At 36.2% G+C, this 16289-nt stretch carries 13 protein-coding genes and 1 tRNA gene; 5 read left to right on the forward strand and 9 right to left on the reverse strand.

Features of this window, described 5'->3' with window-relative positions; all coding sequences use genetic code 11:
* Positions 1 to 215: 215 nt before the first annotated feature.
* From ACL9RH_RS19720 to ACL9RH_RS19730, 3 genes are all read right to left on the reverse strand, one after another.
* Positions 216 to 1592, reverse strand: a complete 1377-nt coding sequence (locus ACL9RH_RS19720) for a tryptophanase (RefSeq protein WP_422695044.1) — start codon at positions 1590 to 1592, stop codon at positions 216 to 218.
* A gap of 94 nt (positions 1593 to 1686) precedes the next feature.
* Positions 1687 to 2304 carry a DUF502 domain-containing protein gene (locus ACL9RH_RS19725; RefSeq protein WP_422695045.1) on the reverse strand — a complete coding sequence of 206 codons (618 nt, stop codon included), beginning with the start codon at positions 2302 to 2304 and terminating at the stop codon, positions 1687 to 1689.
* Between the two features lie 24 nt (positions 2305 to 2328).
* Complete coding sequence (locus ACL9RH_RS19730; protein ID WP_422695046.1) at positions 2329 to 2907, reverse strand: tRNA-(ms[2]io[6]A)-hydroxylase; 579 nt, start codon at positions 2905 to 2907, stop codon at positions 2329 to 2331.
* A gap of 173 nt (positions 2908 to 3080) precedes the next feature.
* Between ACL9RH_RS19730 and ACL9RH_RS19735 the strand changes: the two genes are divergently transcribed.
* A complete protein-coding gene (locus ACL9RH_RS19735) occupies positions 3081 to 4271 on the forward strand; it encodes a porin (RefSeq protein ID WP_422695047.1) in 1191 nt (396 codons plus the stop codon).
* Between the two features lie 34 nt (positions 4272 to 4305).
* Here the strand turns inward: ACL9RH_RS19735 and ACL9RH_RS19740 are convergent, their stop codons facing one another.
* Positions 4306 to 5400 carry an acyltransferase family protein gene (locus tag ACL9RH_RS19740; protein WP_422695048.1) on the reverse strand — a complete coding sequence of 365 codons (1095 nt, stop codon included), beginning with the start codon at positions 5398 to 5400 and terminating at the stop codon, positions 4306 to 4308.
* A 117-nt stretch (positions 5401 to 5517) separates the two neighbouring features.
* The gene (locus ACL9RH_RS19745; RefSeq protein ID WP_422695049.1) at positions 5518 to 6408 is read right to left on the reverse strand and encodes a metalloprotease; all 891 of its coding nucleotides are present in this window, start codon (positions 6406 to 6408) and stop codon (positions 5518 to 5520) included.
* Positions 6409 to 6592: 184 nt separating this feature from the next.
* Between ACL9RH_RS19745 and rplU the strand changes: the two genes are divergently transcribed.
* The 4 genes from rplU (at position 6593) to ACL9RH_RS19765 (ending at position 9004) form a co-directional block, all read left to right on the forward strand.
* Entirely contained in the window at positions 6593 to 6964 is a 372-nt protein-coding gene (gene rplU, locus ACL9RH_RS19750; protein ID WP_422695050.1) for a 50S ribosomal protein L21, read from the forward strand.
* Between the two features lie 28 nt (positions 6965 to 6992).
* Positions 6993 to 7250, forward strand: coding sequence for a 50S ribosomal protein L27 (rpmA, locus tag ACL9RH_RS19755; RefSeq protein WP_115929863.1), 258 nt, complete (start codon positions 6993 to 6995; stop codon positions 7248 to 7250).
* Between the two features lie 179 nt (positions 7251 to 7429).
* The gene (locus ACL9RH_RS19760) at positions 7430 to 7597 is read left to right on the forward strand and encodes a bacteriocin-like protein (protein ID WP_422695051.1); all 168 of its coding nucleotides are present in this window, start codon (positions 7430 to 7432) and stop codon (positions 7595 to 7597) included.
* A gap of 189 nt (positions 7598 to 7786) precedes the next feature.
* Complete coding sequence (locus tag ACL9RH_RS19765; RefSeq protein ID WP_422695052.1) at positions 7787 to 9004, forward strand: T9SS type A sorting domain-containing protein; 1218 nt, start codon at positions 7787 to 7789, stop codon at positions 9002 to 9004.
* 76 nt (positions 9005 to 9080) lie between these two features.
* Here ACL9RH_RS19765 and ACL9RH_RS19770 read toward each other — a convergent pair whose 3' ends face one another.
* The 4 genes from ACL9RH_RS19770 to ACL9RH_RS19785 form a co-directional block, all read right to left on the reverse strand.
* A complete protein-coding gene (locus ACL9RH_RS19770) occupies positions 9081 to 11612 on the reverse strand; it encodes a DUF5686 family protein (protein WP_422695053.1) in 2532 nt (843 codons plus the stop codon).
* Positions 11613 to 11929: 317 nt separating this feature from the next.
* Positions 11930 to 12439, reverse strand: a complete 510-nt coding sequence (locus ACL9RH_RS19775) for a hypothetical protein (protein WP_422695054.1) — start codon at positions 12437 to 12439, stop codon at positions 11930 to 11932.
* A gap of 163 nt (positions 12440 to 12602) precedes the next feature.
* Positions 12603 to 12676, reverse strand: a tRNA-Asn gene (locus ACL9RH_RS19780).
* Positions 12677 to 12956: 280 nt separating this feature from the next.
* Positions 12957 to 16157, reverse strand: coding sequence for a S41 family peptidase (locus ACL9RH_RS19785; protein WP_422695055.1), 3201 nt, complete (start codon positions 16155 to 16157; stop codon positions 12957 to 12959).
* Between the last annotated feature and the right edge of the window lie 132 nt (positions 16158 to 16289).

A 16289-nucleotide genomic window follows, 5' to 3' on the forward strand; every position in this document is an offset into this window, starting at 1 on the left:
TGTCCTTGCAAAAATAAATTAAAAAGCTACATTATTTTAAAAAATGACTCAATTTAATTTTGAGTGATTGATAATTAGAATGGAAGACATAAGATGTATTCTTGTTCAGGGAAGTGAACTACGTATAATAATTCGTATTTAGAATAGGGGAGTTATCTTTTGCCAGAGAAGAAGATAATGAATAGAAAAACCGGAAAAATTTCCGGTTTTTTTATTTAAGCTTTTTCAAGCTGAACAGTAAAGTGTCTTAAGATTTCCGGTTCCCAGGTAATTTTGTATCCTTTGGCTACTTCTTCACGTCTTTCATACACGTTTTTGATTGCAGCAGCAATATAATCCATATGATTATTGGTATATGTTCTTCTAGGGATAGCCAGACGTACCAATTCAAGTTTAGGGTAACGATTTTGTCTCGTTTCTGGATCTCTGTCTGCCAATAATGTTCCGATTTCTACGGTTCTGATTCCAGCTTCTTTATAGATTTCAAGACCTAAAGTTTGTGCCGGATATTCTTCACGGGAAACATTCGGAAGGAAATTTAAAGAGTCGATGAATACAGCGTGTCCTCCGATAGGCTTTTGAACAGGAATGCCGTATTCAATCAGTTTATGTCCAAGATATTCAACCTGAGAGATTCTGCTTTCGAGGTAAGCAAATTCTGTAGCTTCATCAAGACCAACAGCCAATGCTGCCATGTCTCTTCCTGCCATTCCTCCATAGGTGATGAACCCTTCATAAATAATTGTGAAATTCGAGGCTTTTCTGAAAACTTCTTCGTTATTCAAAGCAATAAATCCTCCGATGTTTACCAGTCCATCTTTTTTAGAACTCATGGTCATCCCGTCTCCGTATGAGAAAATTTCTTTACAGATGTCTTTGATGCTTCTGTTTTCCTGTCCGGCTTCTCTTTTTTTGATGAAATAAGCATTTTCTGCAAACCTTGCTGAATCAAAGAATACAGGAATTCCGTATTGATCGGAAAGAGCCTTTACAGCTTTCATATTCTCTAAAGATACAGGCTGACCCCCTGAAGAATTACAAGTAATGGTAATAAGACAGAAAGGGATGTTTTCTTTTGGATGACTTTTATAAACTTCTTCCAGCTTTTCAAGGTTAATATTTCCTTTGAAAGGGTGAAGATCATTAATATCAAAAGCTTCATCTATTGTACAGTCGATAGCGTGAGCTTTTCTGAATTCAATATGACCTTTTGTAGTATCGAAATGTGAGTTCCCAGGAACTACATCACCTTCTTTTACCAATACTGAGAAAAGAACGTTCTCTGCCGCTCTTCCCTGGTGGGTTGGTAATAAATATTTGAATCCTGTGATTCTTTCCACAGTTTTTTGTAATTGCTCGAAAGAGCGTGATCCGGCATAGCTTTCATCTCCTGTCATCAACGCTGCCCACTGTTTGTCGGACATTGCTCCAGTTCCTGAATCGGTAAGCAGGTCGATGTATACCTGTGAAGATTTCAGGTTGAAAAGGTTGTAATTCGCTTCTTTAAGCCACTGTTCTCTTTCTTCTCTTGTAGATTGGTAGATTTCTTCCACCATTTTAATGCGGAAAGGTTCCGCGTACGGTAAATTCATGAGTTAAATTATGTTTTAAATTGTTGTATAAAGAAAATAGGTTTGAAAATAATTTTTCAAATTCATCAAAGTATATTCTGTAGAGGAGAAGGGATTACTCCGGCGCCTTGAATATATTTTCATCAGAATGGAATCCGGCCACACCGCCGCTTACTGCAAACTTCATGGCAGAAGCAGCTGTCATTCCCACTACAGGTTTGATGTTTTTTTCTTCAGTAACAATTACCCAGCCCGAGATTGCGTAAGAATGGGGCAGGTATACCGCAACGTAGTTATGCTTGTCAACGTCCGACATTTCTTTTTGAGTTAAAAAGCCAATTCTCCAGATTTCGGGATTTTCGTTGGTTTTTACCCATACAGGATCGTTGAATTTTTTCTTGTCGCCTACAAATGAGGACATTACGTCTTTAGTTGGAGTGTAAATATGTTTTACTCCTGGAGTTTTCTCTAGCAGACTATCCATGGTGTCGAAAAAGAATCTTCCCACCACAAATTTATTTCCAAGAAAACCTAAAATGGCTGTAAATAATATAATTGAAACAAAAACAAGCCCTGGAAACTGTTGGGCCATGGAAGGGATAAGGTTGTCGATAGCACTTACGACATACCAAATCACAAAAATGGTAAGTCCAATAGGACCAATAATCAGTAATCCCTGAAAAAAGTTTTTCAGAAATAAATTGGCTATATTTTCAAAGCTGGACTTTTTCAATGTATATTCTTTACTGTTTTTATTTTAACCGTGAATGGTTTCTTTGTTTCCGAATGATTGGATAATGCTGGCTTCATATTCAAGCCATTCTTCCCAGCGTTCATTTACTTTTTCCGGTTCTCCAAGCTGTCTTGCAAACCCGATGAAAGTGGTATAATGATTCGCTTCGGAGATCATAAGTTCTCTGTAAAAAACTTTAAGTTCTTCATCTTTAATGTTTTCAGTAAGAACTTTAAATCTTTCGCAGCTTCTGGCTTCAATCATTGCTGCAAAGAGCATTTTGTCTACGATGAGGTCTTCTCTGCTTCCCTGAATGATAAATTTGGCAAGCTGATTCACGTAGTCATCTTTTCGGGCTCTTCCAAAAGTATAGCCTCTTTTTTTGATGATCTCATTAACCTGGTTGAAATGGTCAAGCTCTTCCTGTGCAATGGCAAGAAGTTCAGTAACGATGTCAGGATATTCCGGAAGCATTGTAATCAGGCCAATGGCGTTGGTAGCTGCTTTTTGCTCACACCATGCATGATCCGTTAAAATTTCTTCAATGTTTCCTTCCGCAATATTAGCCCACCTTGGATCGGTAGGAAGTTTCAACTTAAACATGTTATAAAATTTTTGTAAATTTAAAACAAATTAGACATATTTTGTGCTTCTGATTGTACAGAATTTACTTTCTGTTGAGATTTATCTAATCGGGAGGTTATTTGCATCAAATCACAGATATAAGATCATAATTTCCTAAAAATGTTAAATAATAAACTAATAACCGGCAAATGATGAGCAGACGCTTCTATTGGTTACTACATTTCATTCTTTTTATTGTTTTTTCAGATCCCGTATATGGACAAGATGTAAAAGATTCTATTGAGGTTTCTGTGAAGCCTTATGCGAGCCTTAGGGGACATATGGCGGTATATGACAATAAAATGCAGCTGCAGGAAAATGCTTCAAGAATCGGTTTAGAACTACTCGTGAAAAAAGGCGGAATTGGTTTTATTGCAGGCGGTGAGATTCAGCTGAATATGTTTAAGGGAGGTACTTCATTCAATGTGGATGGAAGTCTTTCCGGAGGCTTTGTGACGGTGGAAGCGGCACAGACACAACAGGTTTTCGGTAATCGGTTAGGATATTTAGGAATTGATCTTGAGAAGTTCGGAACCATTACAATCGGTAAGCAATGGAGCGTTTATCGGGATGTTACTTCTTATACGGACCGCTTCAATGTTTTTGGAGCAAGAGCTTCAGCTACATTTATTGGTGGTACCGATGGGGGAGAAACAGGAACGGGCCGTGCAGATCAGTCGGTTATTTACCGCAATCGTTTAGGACGTTTCTATTTGGGAGGACAGCTTCAGGCGAGAGGAGGAAATAATGATAAATTTATAGACGGATTTGGTTTTTCTCTTCAATATAGAATTCAGGACGGTTTTTTTGCCGGGGCTGCATTCAACAGAGCTTTACTCAGTGACAATCTTATCCATAAAGGGAATACCATAGGAATTGCTGGCCAGCCTACCTATTATTCTTTAGGAGGTAAATATATTGGAAAAACTTTTGACATCAGTGTTTTGGGCGTTTTACAGAAAAATGGAGACTTTTCGCCCAGCTTTTATATGGATCCGGTATTGGGATTACAAAATTCTACAATGGTTTTCAGTGCAAAAGGGGTTGAGGTTTTTGCCAAATATAAGCTTGAGAAATTTTCTATTCTGGGTGGTTACAATCTTTATGTTCCTGATATCAAATCTGCAGAGTCTGTTTCCGGACCTTATCATCTGGAGCCGGGATTTAAAAAAAATGATGTAATCATTGGTCTTTCCTATCATCCTTTCGATTTTGTGCAGCTTTATAGTGAACAAAGATTTTCGATGGGTAAAACATCTCTGGGAGAAAGGGAAAAAAGCGTTTTTACTCTCGGTCTTCGAATTGATCTTTCAACGACTTTCAGCAAAAAGTTTAAGCTTTAGAATAATGATTATTTTATCAAAATCCTGGTTGTTTTTAGCCTTTACTTGCCGTTAGCTTTCTTAAAGATTCCAGAACATTCCAGCCCAGTTTGTCTATTTTTTTCAACCCTATTGAAATTATAAAGGCCAGAATGATATTAATACCATAAATAATGATCATCAAAAGCCACCATACCAGATGTTCTTTTAGCGGAACCACTATAAAATAAACCAATGATGAGCTTATTCCCTGTGCGAAATAGAAGAAAATCGCATTCTTACCAATATGAGTTATAAAGCTTTCTTTGTTGATCTTTAATCTGTTATATAAGGTGAATAATGTTGTCAAAGAGAACAAGGTCCAGATGATATAAGGGATTTGTGGTGGGAATTTATTTTTATTGATCTTGTAAAAGATTTCATTTCCGTAATACCAGAACATCCATATCAGAGCAGCGGCAACTAAACCATATACCACAGGAATCATTTTGTTGGGTATTTTTTTTCCACGCATTCTGTTACCGATTAAAAAAACAGAAAGATAGAAGGCTACATATCCTACCTGACCGGATGGGTAATATTCGGGGAATACATTGAATAGAAGCGTTAAAGCAATGCAAAGCCCAATAAACCAATTTATATGTTTTGGAAAAAATCTTAAGATCAAGACTCCGAATACTGTAAGGATAAAGTATACCTTAAGATACCAGAAGCTTCCCATAACTACTGGAAATGTGTCTGCATTCGTGTACTGATGGAGATACCAGTTTCCCAGGTTTTGCCATTGTGGATATTCTGAAATACTTGTAGTGGAGTATTTGGATCCAAAAGTTGAATAGAAATTTTGCAGCCATTCCATAGAAAAAAAGCTCAGCCCGAATACTTTGAAAAAGTAATCCATAAAGAATAGAAACGTTACAAAGATCATATAGGTGATCTGCAGTTTTAAAAGTCGGTATAATGTTTTCTCAATATTGGCTCCTGAAGTGATCCCACTAAGAGCATAAAAAAGTGCTACATCAAAAACAAGAGAAAATACTCTTACTTCAGCAGGGATATAAAATTGTCCGGACCAGAACGCCGTATGGATAAATATGATGGATAATGTTGCTAATCCTTTGGCAAAGTCAATATAAAGGTCTCTATTCATTCGTATTGGAATATGTTTCAAAAGTAAATAAACTTCTCTTATTGTTCAAAACAAAAAAAGAGATGGAACATTACTGCCCACCCCTTTCTTAAATATGCTAAAAATGAATGTTTACGTTTATTTAAGGTTTTTGAATTCCTCTGCAGAAATTTCTCCTGACTGAATTTTTCTTAATTCATCAATATATTGACTCATATAAGCATCAATTTCAGGATTTACTTTGTTCTTAGCCATTTTATAGCTTCCATTCAAGACTCCCTGATAGTAATAGAAGAAATTGTAATCGAAATTGGAAGCATTAAGATCATATTGTCCTAAAAGAAATCCTAAACGAACTGCTGATCTTCTCTGTGCAGGCGTTCCGTGGTGATTTGGGCTTGATGTCTGGTAATCTCCAATGCTTTGTGCAAATTCATAAGCAGCCGCAATTTCTGAGAAATTGGTTTTGTTATAACCGTTTGGCCTTCTTAAATAATATCCTGCAAAACCATCGGCTTCCAGCTCATTGGGTCTCGCTGTATTTTCATTGACAGAAGGAAGACCGAAAATGTACTGCAGCTGATGTCCGTATTCATGAGCAAGGATCATTGCATTAACAATATCACCTCCTTTTGATTTCGCATCATAATAAATGGCATATCCGTAGTAAATTTTTCCGTTGCCATATGAGATGGCATTGTAAGTGGAATTGAAATTGGAAGGGTCGTCTACATACTGTAGGACAGGATTGCTTCTTCCCCAAAGGCTTGCAATTTTGGTCATCTGACCGTTCATAAAGTTAGTATCTGCAGAGTTTTGAAGTCCAGACTTCAAAATAGCTGAATTGCTCCAGTTGTTGTCTACATAATAACAGATTTTTTCAAGGTCTCCGGGTTGTTCGATTTTTGCATTCAGTGTTTCTTGCTGCGGAAGAACGGCTTCGTCCATTTTATCATCGCTGCAGGCAGCCAGTGTTGTAACGGCTAATGCGCCTGCCAATAATAGGCAGAAATTCAAGTTTTTTTTCATATAAATATTCAATTTGGTAAAACGAAGGTATGAAATAATCTCTTAACTGTGAATATTTTATTGTTAAAATTTATTCAAAGCATAGTGAGTAGATTGTTTGTGAAAAAAATATTGTTTTGATTGTAAGTTAATTAGAAATTAATTTGTATATTTGCACCTCGAAATAACTAAAAATTTATAAACAATGTTTGCAATTGTAGAAATAGCAGGGCTTCAATACAAAGTTGAGAAAGACCAGAAGTTGTTTGTAAACCGTTTAAAAGGAGATAAAGGAGGAAAAGTTTCTTTCGATAAAGTTCTTCTTACTGTAAACGGTTCAATCACTGTAGGCGCCCCAGCTGTAAGCGGTATCACTGTAGATGCAGAGATCTTAGACCACGTAAAAGCTGATAAAGTAATCGTTTTCAAAAAGAAAAGAAGAAAAGGTTACAAAGTGAAAAATGGTCACAGACAATCTTTAACTCAAATCGTAATCACGGGTATTACTGGATTTGATGAAGCTAAAAAACCAGCTAAGAAAGCAACTAAGAAAGTTGAAGCTGAAGACGCAGAATAATTTATAAACCAAAAAACCTTAAAATAAAATGGCACACAAGAAAGGAGTTGGTAGTTCCAAGAACGGTAGAGAGTCTCACTCTAAAAGATTAGGTGTGAAGATTTTCGGAGGACAAGAAGCTATTGCCGGAAACATTATTGTTAGACAAAGAGGTACTCAACACCACCCAGGTGACAACGTGGGAATCGGTAAAGACCACACTTTGTTTGCTCTAATCGATGGTAAAGTAGTTTTCAGAAAGAAAGCAAACAACAGATCTTTTGTATCTGTAGAGCCAAACGCATAATTAGAAGCGTTTTATAAAAATTAAAGTCTCAGCATTGCTGAGACTTTTTTTTGTTTTGAAATTGATATGAGAATTAAAATATTTTCATTAATTGTCTATCTGTAGTGAAATATTTATATATTTGTTATTCTTGAGTAGTAAATTATTCGAGAATACGTAAAAACTAAAACAAAATATCAATGAAAAACCTCAAAAAACTAAACAAAAAGAATCTGAAAGAAATCAGCGGTGGAATAGCTGCTAATTGCCCTTCCATGTTTCAGTCATGTGATGAATGGTGCAGATGGTCTCCATGGCAAAAATCTCACTGCATACTTTCGGAGGCTTGTTGGGAATGTATAGATTAAAAAGGAAAAGCTCATCCGGATAGTAATCTGATGAGATTTTCAATACTAAATAAAGATAGATAATAGTTTGAAATGCTGTGACTTCTCTGAGGTTGCAGCATTTTTAAATTTTAATTGAATTTTAATTTTTACCAGCTCACTGAAGTTGAAAGTATTATAATTTTGTACCCCATTTTAAATAACTTGAACATGAAAGGTAAAATTATACTGATGCTTGGTTTGCTGGCTTCTGTAAGCTGGGAGGCACAGGTAAAAGTTCTCTTTGACGCCACTAAAGCAGAATCTGCGGGAAACGCAGACTGGGTGATTGATGCAGATGTCCATAACCTTAATTTTAGCGCTACAGGAATTACAACTTCAGGAACGGAGTCTAATCCGCAAAGATTTCCAACGCCTGCACAAAATACCATTACAGCCTCCACTCCGGAAACCTACTGGCAGGGAGCCTTGAGCAACTGGGGAATTGATCTTGTTAAACAAGGATATAGTGTTGAAACATTACCTTATAACGGAAGCATTACTTACGGAGATTCTTCTAACTCACAGGACCTGTCAAATTATAAGGTTTTTGTTATAGATGAGCCGAATATTAAATTTACTGATTCGGAAAAGACAGCCTTACTAAGCTTTGTTTCAAATGGAGGAGGGCTTTTTATTATTTCCGATCATAATCAAAGTGATAGAAATAATGACGGTTGGGATTCTCCTAATATCTGGAATGATTTTTTTACCAACAATGGGGTTGTTACCAATCCATTTGGAGTAAGTTTCGATCTTAATAGTGTATCTCCATCAACCTCGAATTTTGTGCCCTCAAGTGTTAATCCTACTATTTTAGCAGGGCCACAAGGAACGCCAACACAAATGAAGTATTCCAGCGGAGCAACAATGACGCTTAATAAAAACAGTAATCCATCTGTACAGGGGCTGGTCTTTACTTCAAATGCATCCAATACAGGAAATACAAATGTAATGTTTGCTACAGCAACCTATGGAAATGGAAGGATTTGTGCTTTAGGTGATAGTTCTGTTCCCGATGACGGAACTGGAGATCCTAATGATACCCTCTATAATGGATATTCAAGTGATGCTAACGGAAATCATAGACCTCTTCTGGTGAATGCGGTCATCTGGCTTGCTGCTTCAGGTTCATCCAGTCTGGGAGTACAGAGCGTGATAAAAAAGGATGATACAGAAGTATATCCTAATCCTGTCACAGATTTTATTTATATCAAAAATAATACATTCAAGACTTACAGATTAATAGATGAAACAGGGAAAATCCTTTCTTCAGAGTCATTGCAGGGGAACAGTTCTATTAATGTTAAGGATCTTCCTGCAGGAATGTACTACCTGTCGTTACAATCAGATAAAGAGGTGAAATCAATCAAAATAATGAAAAAATAAAGATTGAATATATAGCTTTTAAAATAAGACTCGGCGGCTTCGAAGAAGCCGCCGAGTCGGATTAAATATATCTTTTTTAGAAACCTACCTGGAATCCTGCTTTCACGCCAAATTTTGAAATATCAGGTCTGTCAAGGTAATTTCCTCTCCAGTTAAAATCTACCCTGAAAATTCTTAGGTTACCAATTCCTATATTTTCAATACCGAAACCATATTCATAATAAATATGCTCGCTTGGAGCTGAATACCTGAATCCTTCCACATTAATGGCTTTAGAAGCGTCACTTAAAGTACCATATGCACCTCGGATAAAGGCAACTTCTCTAAGTTTCAGTTTCTTGATCAATGGAATATAAGACAGTATCTTGCCATTAAAATGATGCTCAAGGTGAAGGGTCGTATAAGCGTCCGCAACAAATTCATAATAGTTCAGCTGAGAAAAGGTATTAGGAGCTAAACCATATGATAAATTGGCTGGAATAATATTTTGTAATGCTAAAGGAACCGTATTAAAGTTTTTTCCTGCTTCAAAATTAACAATCATTTTTCCCATGCTTCCAATTAAGAATGGTTTATATAGCATAAACTGCAGCTTGTCATAATTGAAATCAGCATTAAAAAGACCTTCAATCCCTCTTGTATACCTTAGAACAATAGTTGGAGCAAGGTTTCTTGCCTGATATCTGTCTATTCCGGTTTGTGAGAATTTGGCTCCCGGCTTAGCAATTAAACTGATTGTTACGTGAGAATCATTTACCGTTTTTCTCAAATTCCCGTCCTGATAATACATCAGGTTGAATTTCTCAGGAATCGCAGATTTGATGCTTTGCATAACTCCGTCAACTCTAATTTGGAAATTCTTCCAAGGCTCAATGGCAACAAAAACATTGGTTTGGTTTACAGAACTCAAAGAAATGTTTTCTCCCCTTGCAAAGAAAGTACTTGAAGACAGATTTCGGGAAGCAAGTCCATCACCAGATGTAAGCTGTCCTCCTAACTGAACAATGTCTCTGCTGGTTCCGGCTCCAATCATAAAACGGTTAAGTCTGTTGAACATATATCTGGCATCCACACCATATTTTACCTGGTGATCTTTGAATCCGTATGCGGTATAAAATTGAACTCTCCAAGGGTCATTCAAACCGAAATAAGATCTTGCTCCTAATCGGATTCTGTCTCCCTCTACCACATTTCTTCCGTATATTGAGAAAATAGGACCAATATCTATTCCTTTAAAGGCATTATAATAGCGGGAACCAAGCGTTTCAAACAGTTTTACCATTCGGTTGAATTTCGGGGTCTGCTGTAGCTGATCAAGCATATTATAGACGCCCTGTTCGGCTTTAGATAACGTATCTGGTCTTGCTTTTGTCCAGTACGCTTCATCTTTATCGGTGAATTTGTCTTCGTATTCTTCTTCGGTACGTTTAAATACCTTAGGATCAAGAGGTTTATTGAATTGATAATCGGAGTAATCTACTGATCTTTTCGCAATAATACTTTTAGATCCTTTCTTTTTTGAAAAAGGGCTCATCTCAACCTCTGTGATTAGCTTTTTAGGAAGAAATGTTACATCGTCGGGGTTATCATACTCTACCTGAGTATAAACACTGTTAACAAAATTGACATTGATCTTCTGTGTTGACTTTAATGTAGCTCCTAAAATAGCATAGGTATCCGTATCAATATAAAGATTTCCCTGAAAAGCAAGCACGTCTTTTCTTTTAGGCTGATATCTTATCTGGAAAGCTTTTTCTCCACGGATGGTAATGGTGTCCATTAAGCTGTAATCATAAGTTCCGAAACCGTCACTTCCTGCCGGGCTTTGGAATCCTATATCAAAGTAATTCAAGGTATTATCGTAAATATTGATGTCTCTGTATAGGTTTTTTGCTGAAACTGTGATGACTTGATTATCCTGAAATCCAGACGTTTTTTGAGCAATAAGAGTTCTTTTGCTGTCTTTATCCGGTCTGTTCTTTCCGAAATTTTCATATACTGCTTCATTCAGAAAGATAGGAAGGCCAAGCTTTCCGCTGGCTGTAGAATCGGCATAGTTGAAAATAAAGTCCAGCTTGTTGAAGATCTTCTTCTTCATGAAAGCGCTGTCCAGATTGTTAAGGTCAAACTGAGTTTTTTCATACTCTTTGAAGGAGTAGGTGTCAAATTTTTCTAAGCCGTTATTTCTTTTCTGAGCCCACACTTTTTGCATGATGGCATAAGCGGGATTTTCCTTTTTGTTTTTATACTTTGTTTTTCCGCTTTGAAGAACAATTTCCTGAATATCACTTACTTTTGCCTGGGAAAGTTGTACGAAAATATTTTCTGCATTTTCAGGCGTTATTTCCAGGGTTTCAGGAGTATAGCTTTTTCTGGAAAATTTTAATTTATGAATAATACTGTCCGACTGAACAATAAAACTGCCGGACGTTGTGGTAAGAGAAGGTTTTGTATTGTTATTGATAAAAATATCAACTTTAGTAAGTTCTTTATTGTTTTTTTCATCCACAATTCTACCGCTGGCACGGTTTTGTGCATAGGCTGAACTCGTAAGGATCAGGAGGAAAAATATAAAATAGTGCTTTTGAGGGTTATTATTTAACATCATTCGTTTCTTCAGGCAATTACCACAAACAAAAAGTATGCAGATTATTTAAAAAAATATATAAAAAAATAAAATATTTCTATTCTTATATATAAACGGCAAATGTAACGAAAATAATATAGTGTGTGCCAAAATAAATAAGAAATTTTTACACTTAAAATATAAAGTATCAATGCATTAATGCCCAATAAAAAGATTTCTTTTTGACGATTTATCTTCTTATTAGACATTCGTGAATGATGTAAGTTTTTGTGCTTGAGGATTAGTTAAAATCTTGAATAAAAATTCTCTAAAGAAATACAGAAAAGCGAATGTGCTTTTTAGTTCGGTTTGATAAAGAGAATTTTATTCTTCAGATACCAGCATTTTCCGTTGGCGGTACCAAAAACTAGATCCGGATGACCGCTTTTTAACGTATCAGATGCTTTAAGTTCAGAGGAAATAGGCTCTTTAAGCCACGTGAAATTGAAATCTTCTTTAGAATAGTCAGAACGGTTAAAGTCTATAGTTTGGTCTATTTCCCAGATTTTATCCATTGTTTTTTCATCAAAATACAATACGGCTTCCAAATAAGAATCTGATGGGCCAGGCGTTCTTCCTCCCGAATTGTCAATAAATCTATATTGAAATTGAACCTTCTCCGGACGGAATTTTGAAAGATCAATGATATTCCCAAGAATATGTATATCTGTTGAATTTTGCGTGGTTATATTTCCCTCTATTTGAGTTTGTGTGTTGCCGTTATTCTCTGTTATAGTTTTATTTTCACTGTTCTTTTTACAGGAAACAAGAGCTACAATAAGTGCGCAAAAAAAGAGTTTTCTTTTCATATCTAAAATGAATGGTTATAAGTTGTCATTCAAGTGCATATTTCCACAGTGAATGTTGCAATAGACTTGATCAACCTAAATTAATCAAAAAATAGAGACAGAGAAAAAAATAATGAATGTGAGTAGAAATAAAAAAAGACCTACATTTCTGTAAGCCTTTTTGCTCCTCCTGCTGGGCTCGAACCAGCGACCCTCTGATTAACAGTCAGATGCTCTAACCAACTGAGCTAAGGAGGAATGTCCTTTGTTTTAAGTGGTGCAAATATAATAGGAATATTCGTTCGAAGCAAGTTTTTATCCTTTATTCTGGGGCTTTTTGTCTAAAAGTATTGAAATTCAATAAGAAATATTTTAGTTTTTTTTATTCGAAGTCTGATAATCCTCGGTGCAACCCTGAAAATAGAGTCATGACTTTTACAAAAGAACGTTGATTATCATATATTTTTTATATTCTAAGGGAATGATTATAAAATAAGGGTAATAAATAAGGCCTACATTTCTGTAAGCCTTACCATTATTATTTCTTCAAGTCTTTCAAGATCTCCTGAATGGCGCGATCCAGTTGAGGGTCATTACCTTGCTGTCGGTCCATAAAGGTGTTTTTAATATAAATATCAGGTTTTACTCCTGTTTTTTCCAGATTTTGGCCGTCTAGGGTGTAAGTTCCCCATGAAGGTAGCCTATAGGAAGACCCGTCTACAAGTCCTTTTGCTGATGTGAAAATAATCCAGCGATAAGTATCCTGGCCAATAATCTTCCCTAATTTCAGTGCTTTGAAACCTGCGGCAGTCATTTCAGCATCGCTTAATGAGGCTTCATTAATAAGCAGAACGATAGGTTTTCCGGAAGGGGCAAAGTTAGGCTGGGTAGTCATTTTTCCTTCACGATATTTCCATTGCAGGTAAGGTCTTTGAGAAAGGAAATTCAATACTTTGTCGTGAACGTTTCCTCCTGTATTGTAACGCAAATCGAGAATGACAGCATCTTTTTGATTTTCCTGTTCTACCATATCCAACAAGAATCGATCCAGCTCATCGGTAGACATGTTCTTCATATATGAATAGGCTATTCTATTGTTGCTGAGTTGATTAACTCTTTGCTTGTTGTTGAAGATCCAGTCGTCGTAAAGCAGTCCTTTTAATTCTGTATTTGAAATTGGGTGTACTTTTGTCGTTATGTTTTTCCCGGAGCGGTTGAATACAAGAATAAGCTCATCCTGTTTTTTAGGATTTGTAAAATAGATTTCGTTATTTTCTTGAACATCAATGGTTTTTCCATTGACAGAAACCAGTTGATCTCCCGGTTTGATGTCTACGCCAGACCGGAAGGCTGGAGATTTTCGTACAATGCTTTCTACAGTATAAGGTTGATCTTTTTTGAAGATGATTCCTGTTTCATTGGTGAAATAGTTCAAATATCGGGTTTCCTCTTTCCCTGTTGAAGAAAATCCGGTATGAGAAGAGTTGAGTTCGCCTAAAAGATCATTTAATAAAACTCTAAGATCATTTCTGTTGTGTACATAAGGAAGATACTTTGCGTACTGTTCTTTTTTAGCTTTCCAGTTGATGCCGTGGAAGTTCTCGTCGTAGAAATTTTCTTCCACACCCGTCCAGGCTTCACTATACATTTGGGTAAATTCCGAGGCGAGATCTTTATCAAAGGTGTACTGAATATTTACTTTTTCAGGTTTTAAAGCTGCAAGAGTTGTTTTATAAACGTTTCCTTCTATAAGCGCAAAAATGTTTTTTTCACTCTTGGTAATGTAATAGGCTGCTTTGTCAAAAACTTTTTCGGATTTAGCAGGTTCAAAATCTGTGAAAACTTTTTTATAGAGCTGTCGTTTCCCATTATCCTGATTGGAATTGAACAATAAGATTTCTTTCTTATCATTCACAAAAACAGCAGGATCTTCCTGATATCCGTATCGGTCGGTCACAAGTTCTATTCTTTCCAGTGTGTATTCTGGATTAACTTTTATCTCTTTTACAACCGGCTCTTTTTCTTTCTCTTCCTTTTTGTCTTTATCCTCTTCTTTATTTTCGCCGTCTTTTTTATCTTTTTTTATTTTGCTGTCTTTTTCGGTTTCAGAAGGTTTGGTGTCCTTTTTTTCTTCCTTGAAAAGGCTGTCGAATTTTTCAGATTTGTAAGGTTCGTCAAACCAATCCAAGGCCATGCGGTAAATGTTGGATTTCTGCATTCCTAAAGGATAAGACGGATTGGTTCTGTCGCTGGCAAAATAAATATATTTACCATTGGGTGACCAAACAGGATCTTCTTCCGAAACACCGGTATTGGTAAGGTTGATGGTCTGTTCTTTTTTGATATTGTAGATGAAAATATCCAGTTCGAAATTCCTTTTTGCAGAAAATAAAACATATTCATTATTCGGAGAAAACGAAGGGGCTGAGTTTTGGAATGCCCATATCTCGTCTTTCACAATGGTTTTGGAGTCGAAGCTCTTTAAATCCATCAATCTTACTTCATCACGGCCACTTAAGTAAACTGCCTTTGAAAGATCGCTGTTAAGAGTGATGTTACGGTTATTGCGTGAATCACGAGTAAGTTGTTTCAGCTGACCTTTTCCGTCTGCAGAAATACTGAACCAGTTTTGATATCCTTTGTCGGTCTGATTGAAGATCAGTGTACGGTTGTCTTTCAGCCATTTCACTTCCATAGCACGCTCTTGGCCATCGGAAATCTGTTGGGTGAATTTTCCTTCAATGTCCGACACAAAAACGATCCCTCGGCTGATAAATGCCATCTTTTTACCATCAGGAGAAACGTTATAGTAAGAAATATTGTTTTCTACGCTAAAATTTTGAGCCTTTTCCAGAGTTTTGTTGGCGTTAAGGCTTACGTTTAGAAGTTTTGTGTTCTTTGTCGTTGCGTCATAAATGTAAAGCTGATAGTCTTTTTCGAAGATCACTTTAGAGCCGTTCGCTGCAACGAAAGGTTTTTTTATAGAAGTGTCAAATTGAGTTAAAGCAGTTTTTTTGCCGTTTTCAATTTTATAAAGATTGTATTCGTTATTGTTTTCATCGGAAATGAAATAAATAACACCGTTCTTATCTACAGTTGGGTTGAAATCCTTTCCTTCGTAATTGGTGTATTGTTTGAAAGAATTGCTTTTGGGATTATATCCTAAGATATCAGGATTGTTTTCTCCTTTGTAGCGCTTACGGTGTACCTGGTTGGCACTCTCTGATGAACTGGTGAAAAGATATTCCCCTGCAGGAGTTTCTGCAAGACCATTGGTATTATTAAAATAATTGTTAAAAAGTCTTTGTGGAGTTTTTCCTTCAATAGTAGTTTTAAAACTTCCAAAGTTATTATTTCTGCTAGAGGTAAAATAAATGGTTCTGCTGTCCCAGCCCCAGCTTTCCATCTCGTCTTTTCCTGTATGGAAGGTTAGTTGTTTGATGTTTCCGCCTTCCGATGGCATTACAAAAACATCATAATTTCCATATTGATTGGAACTGAATGCAAGCCATTTCCCGTCAGGAGAAATTCTGGGATTTATTTCCTCACCATCTAAAGCGGTAATTCTTGATGCGTTACCTCCATTGGAATCTGCTTTCCAGATGTCTCCATCGTAAGCAAAGTAAGCGGTTTTTCCATCCGGGCTTAAAGAAGGGCTTGATAAAAAATAAGATTTTTCCTGTGCGGAAGTTTGTATAATAGCAAAGGCTGTTAATAACGAAATATAAAATTTTTTCATGAGACAGTTGGGGGTTCCTGAAGATGTATCATACTATTTTGAATAGTAGAATATTCTTTCCATTGAAGTTAATAATAAATTACAAATATCTAACTTTTTAGAAATATCAGTCTCTTTCTGAAGGAAATTGTT

The organism is Chryseobacterium sp. Mn2064 (assembly GCF_049319685.1).
Lineage (GTDB): Bacteria > Bacteroidota > Bacteroidia > Flavobacteriales > Weeksellaceae > Chryseobacterium.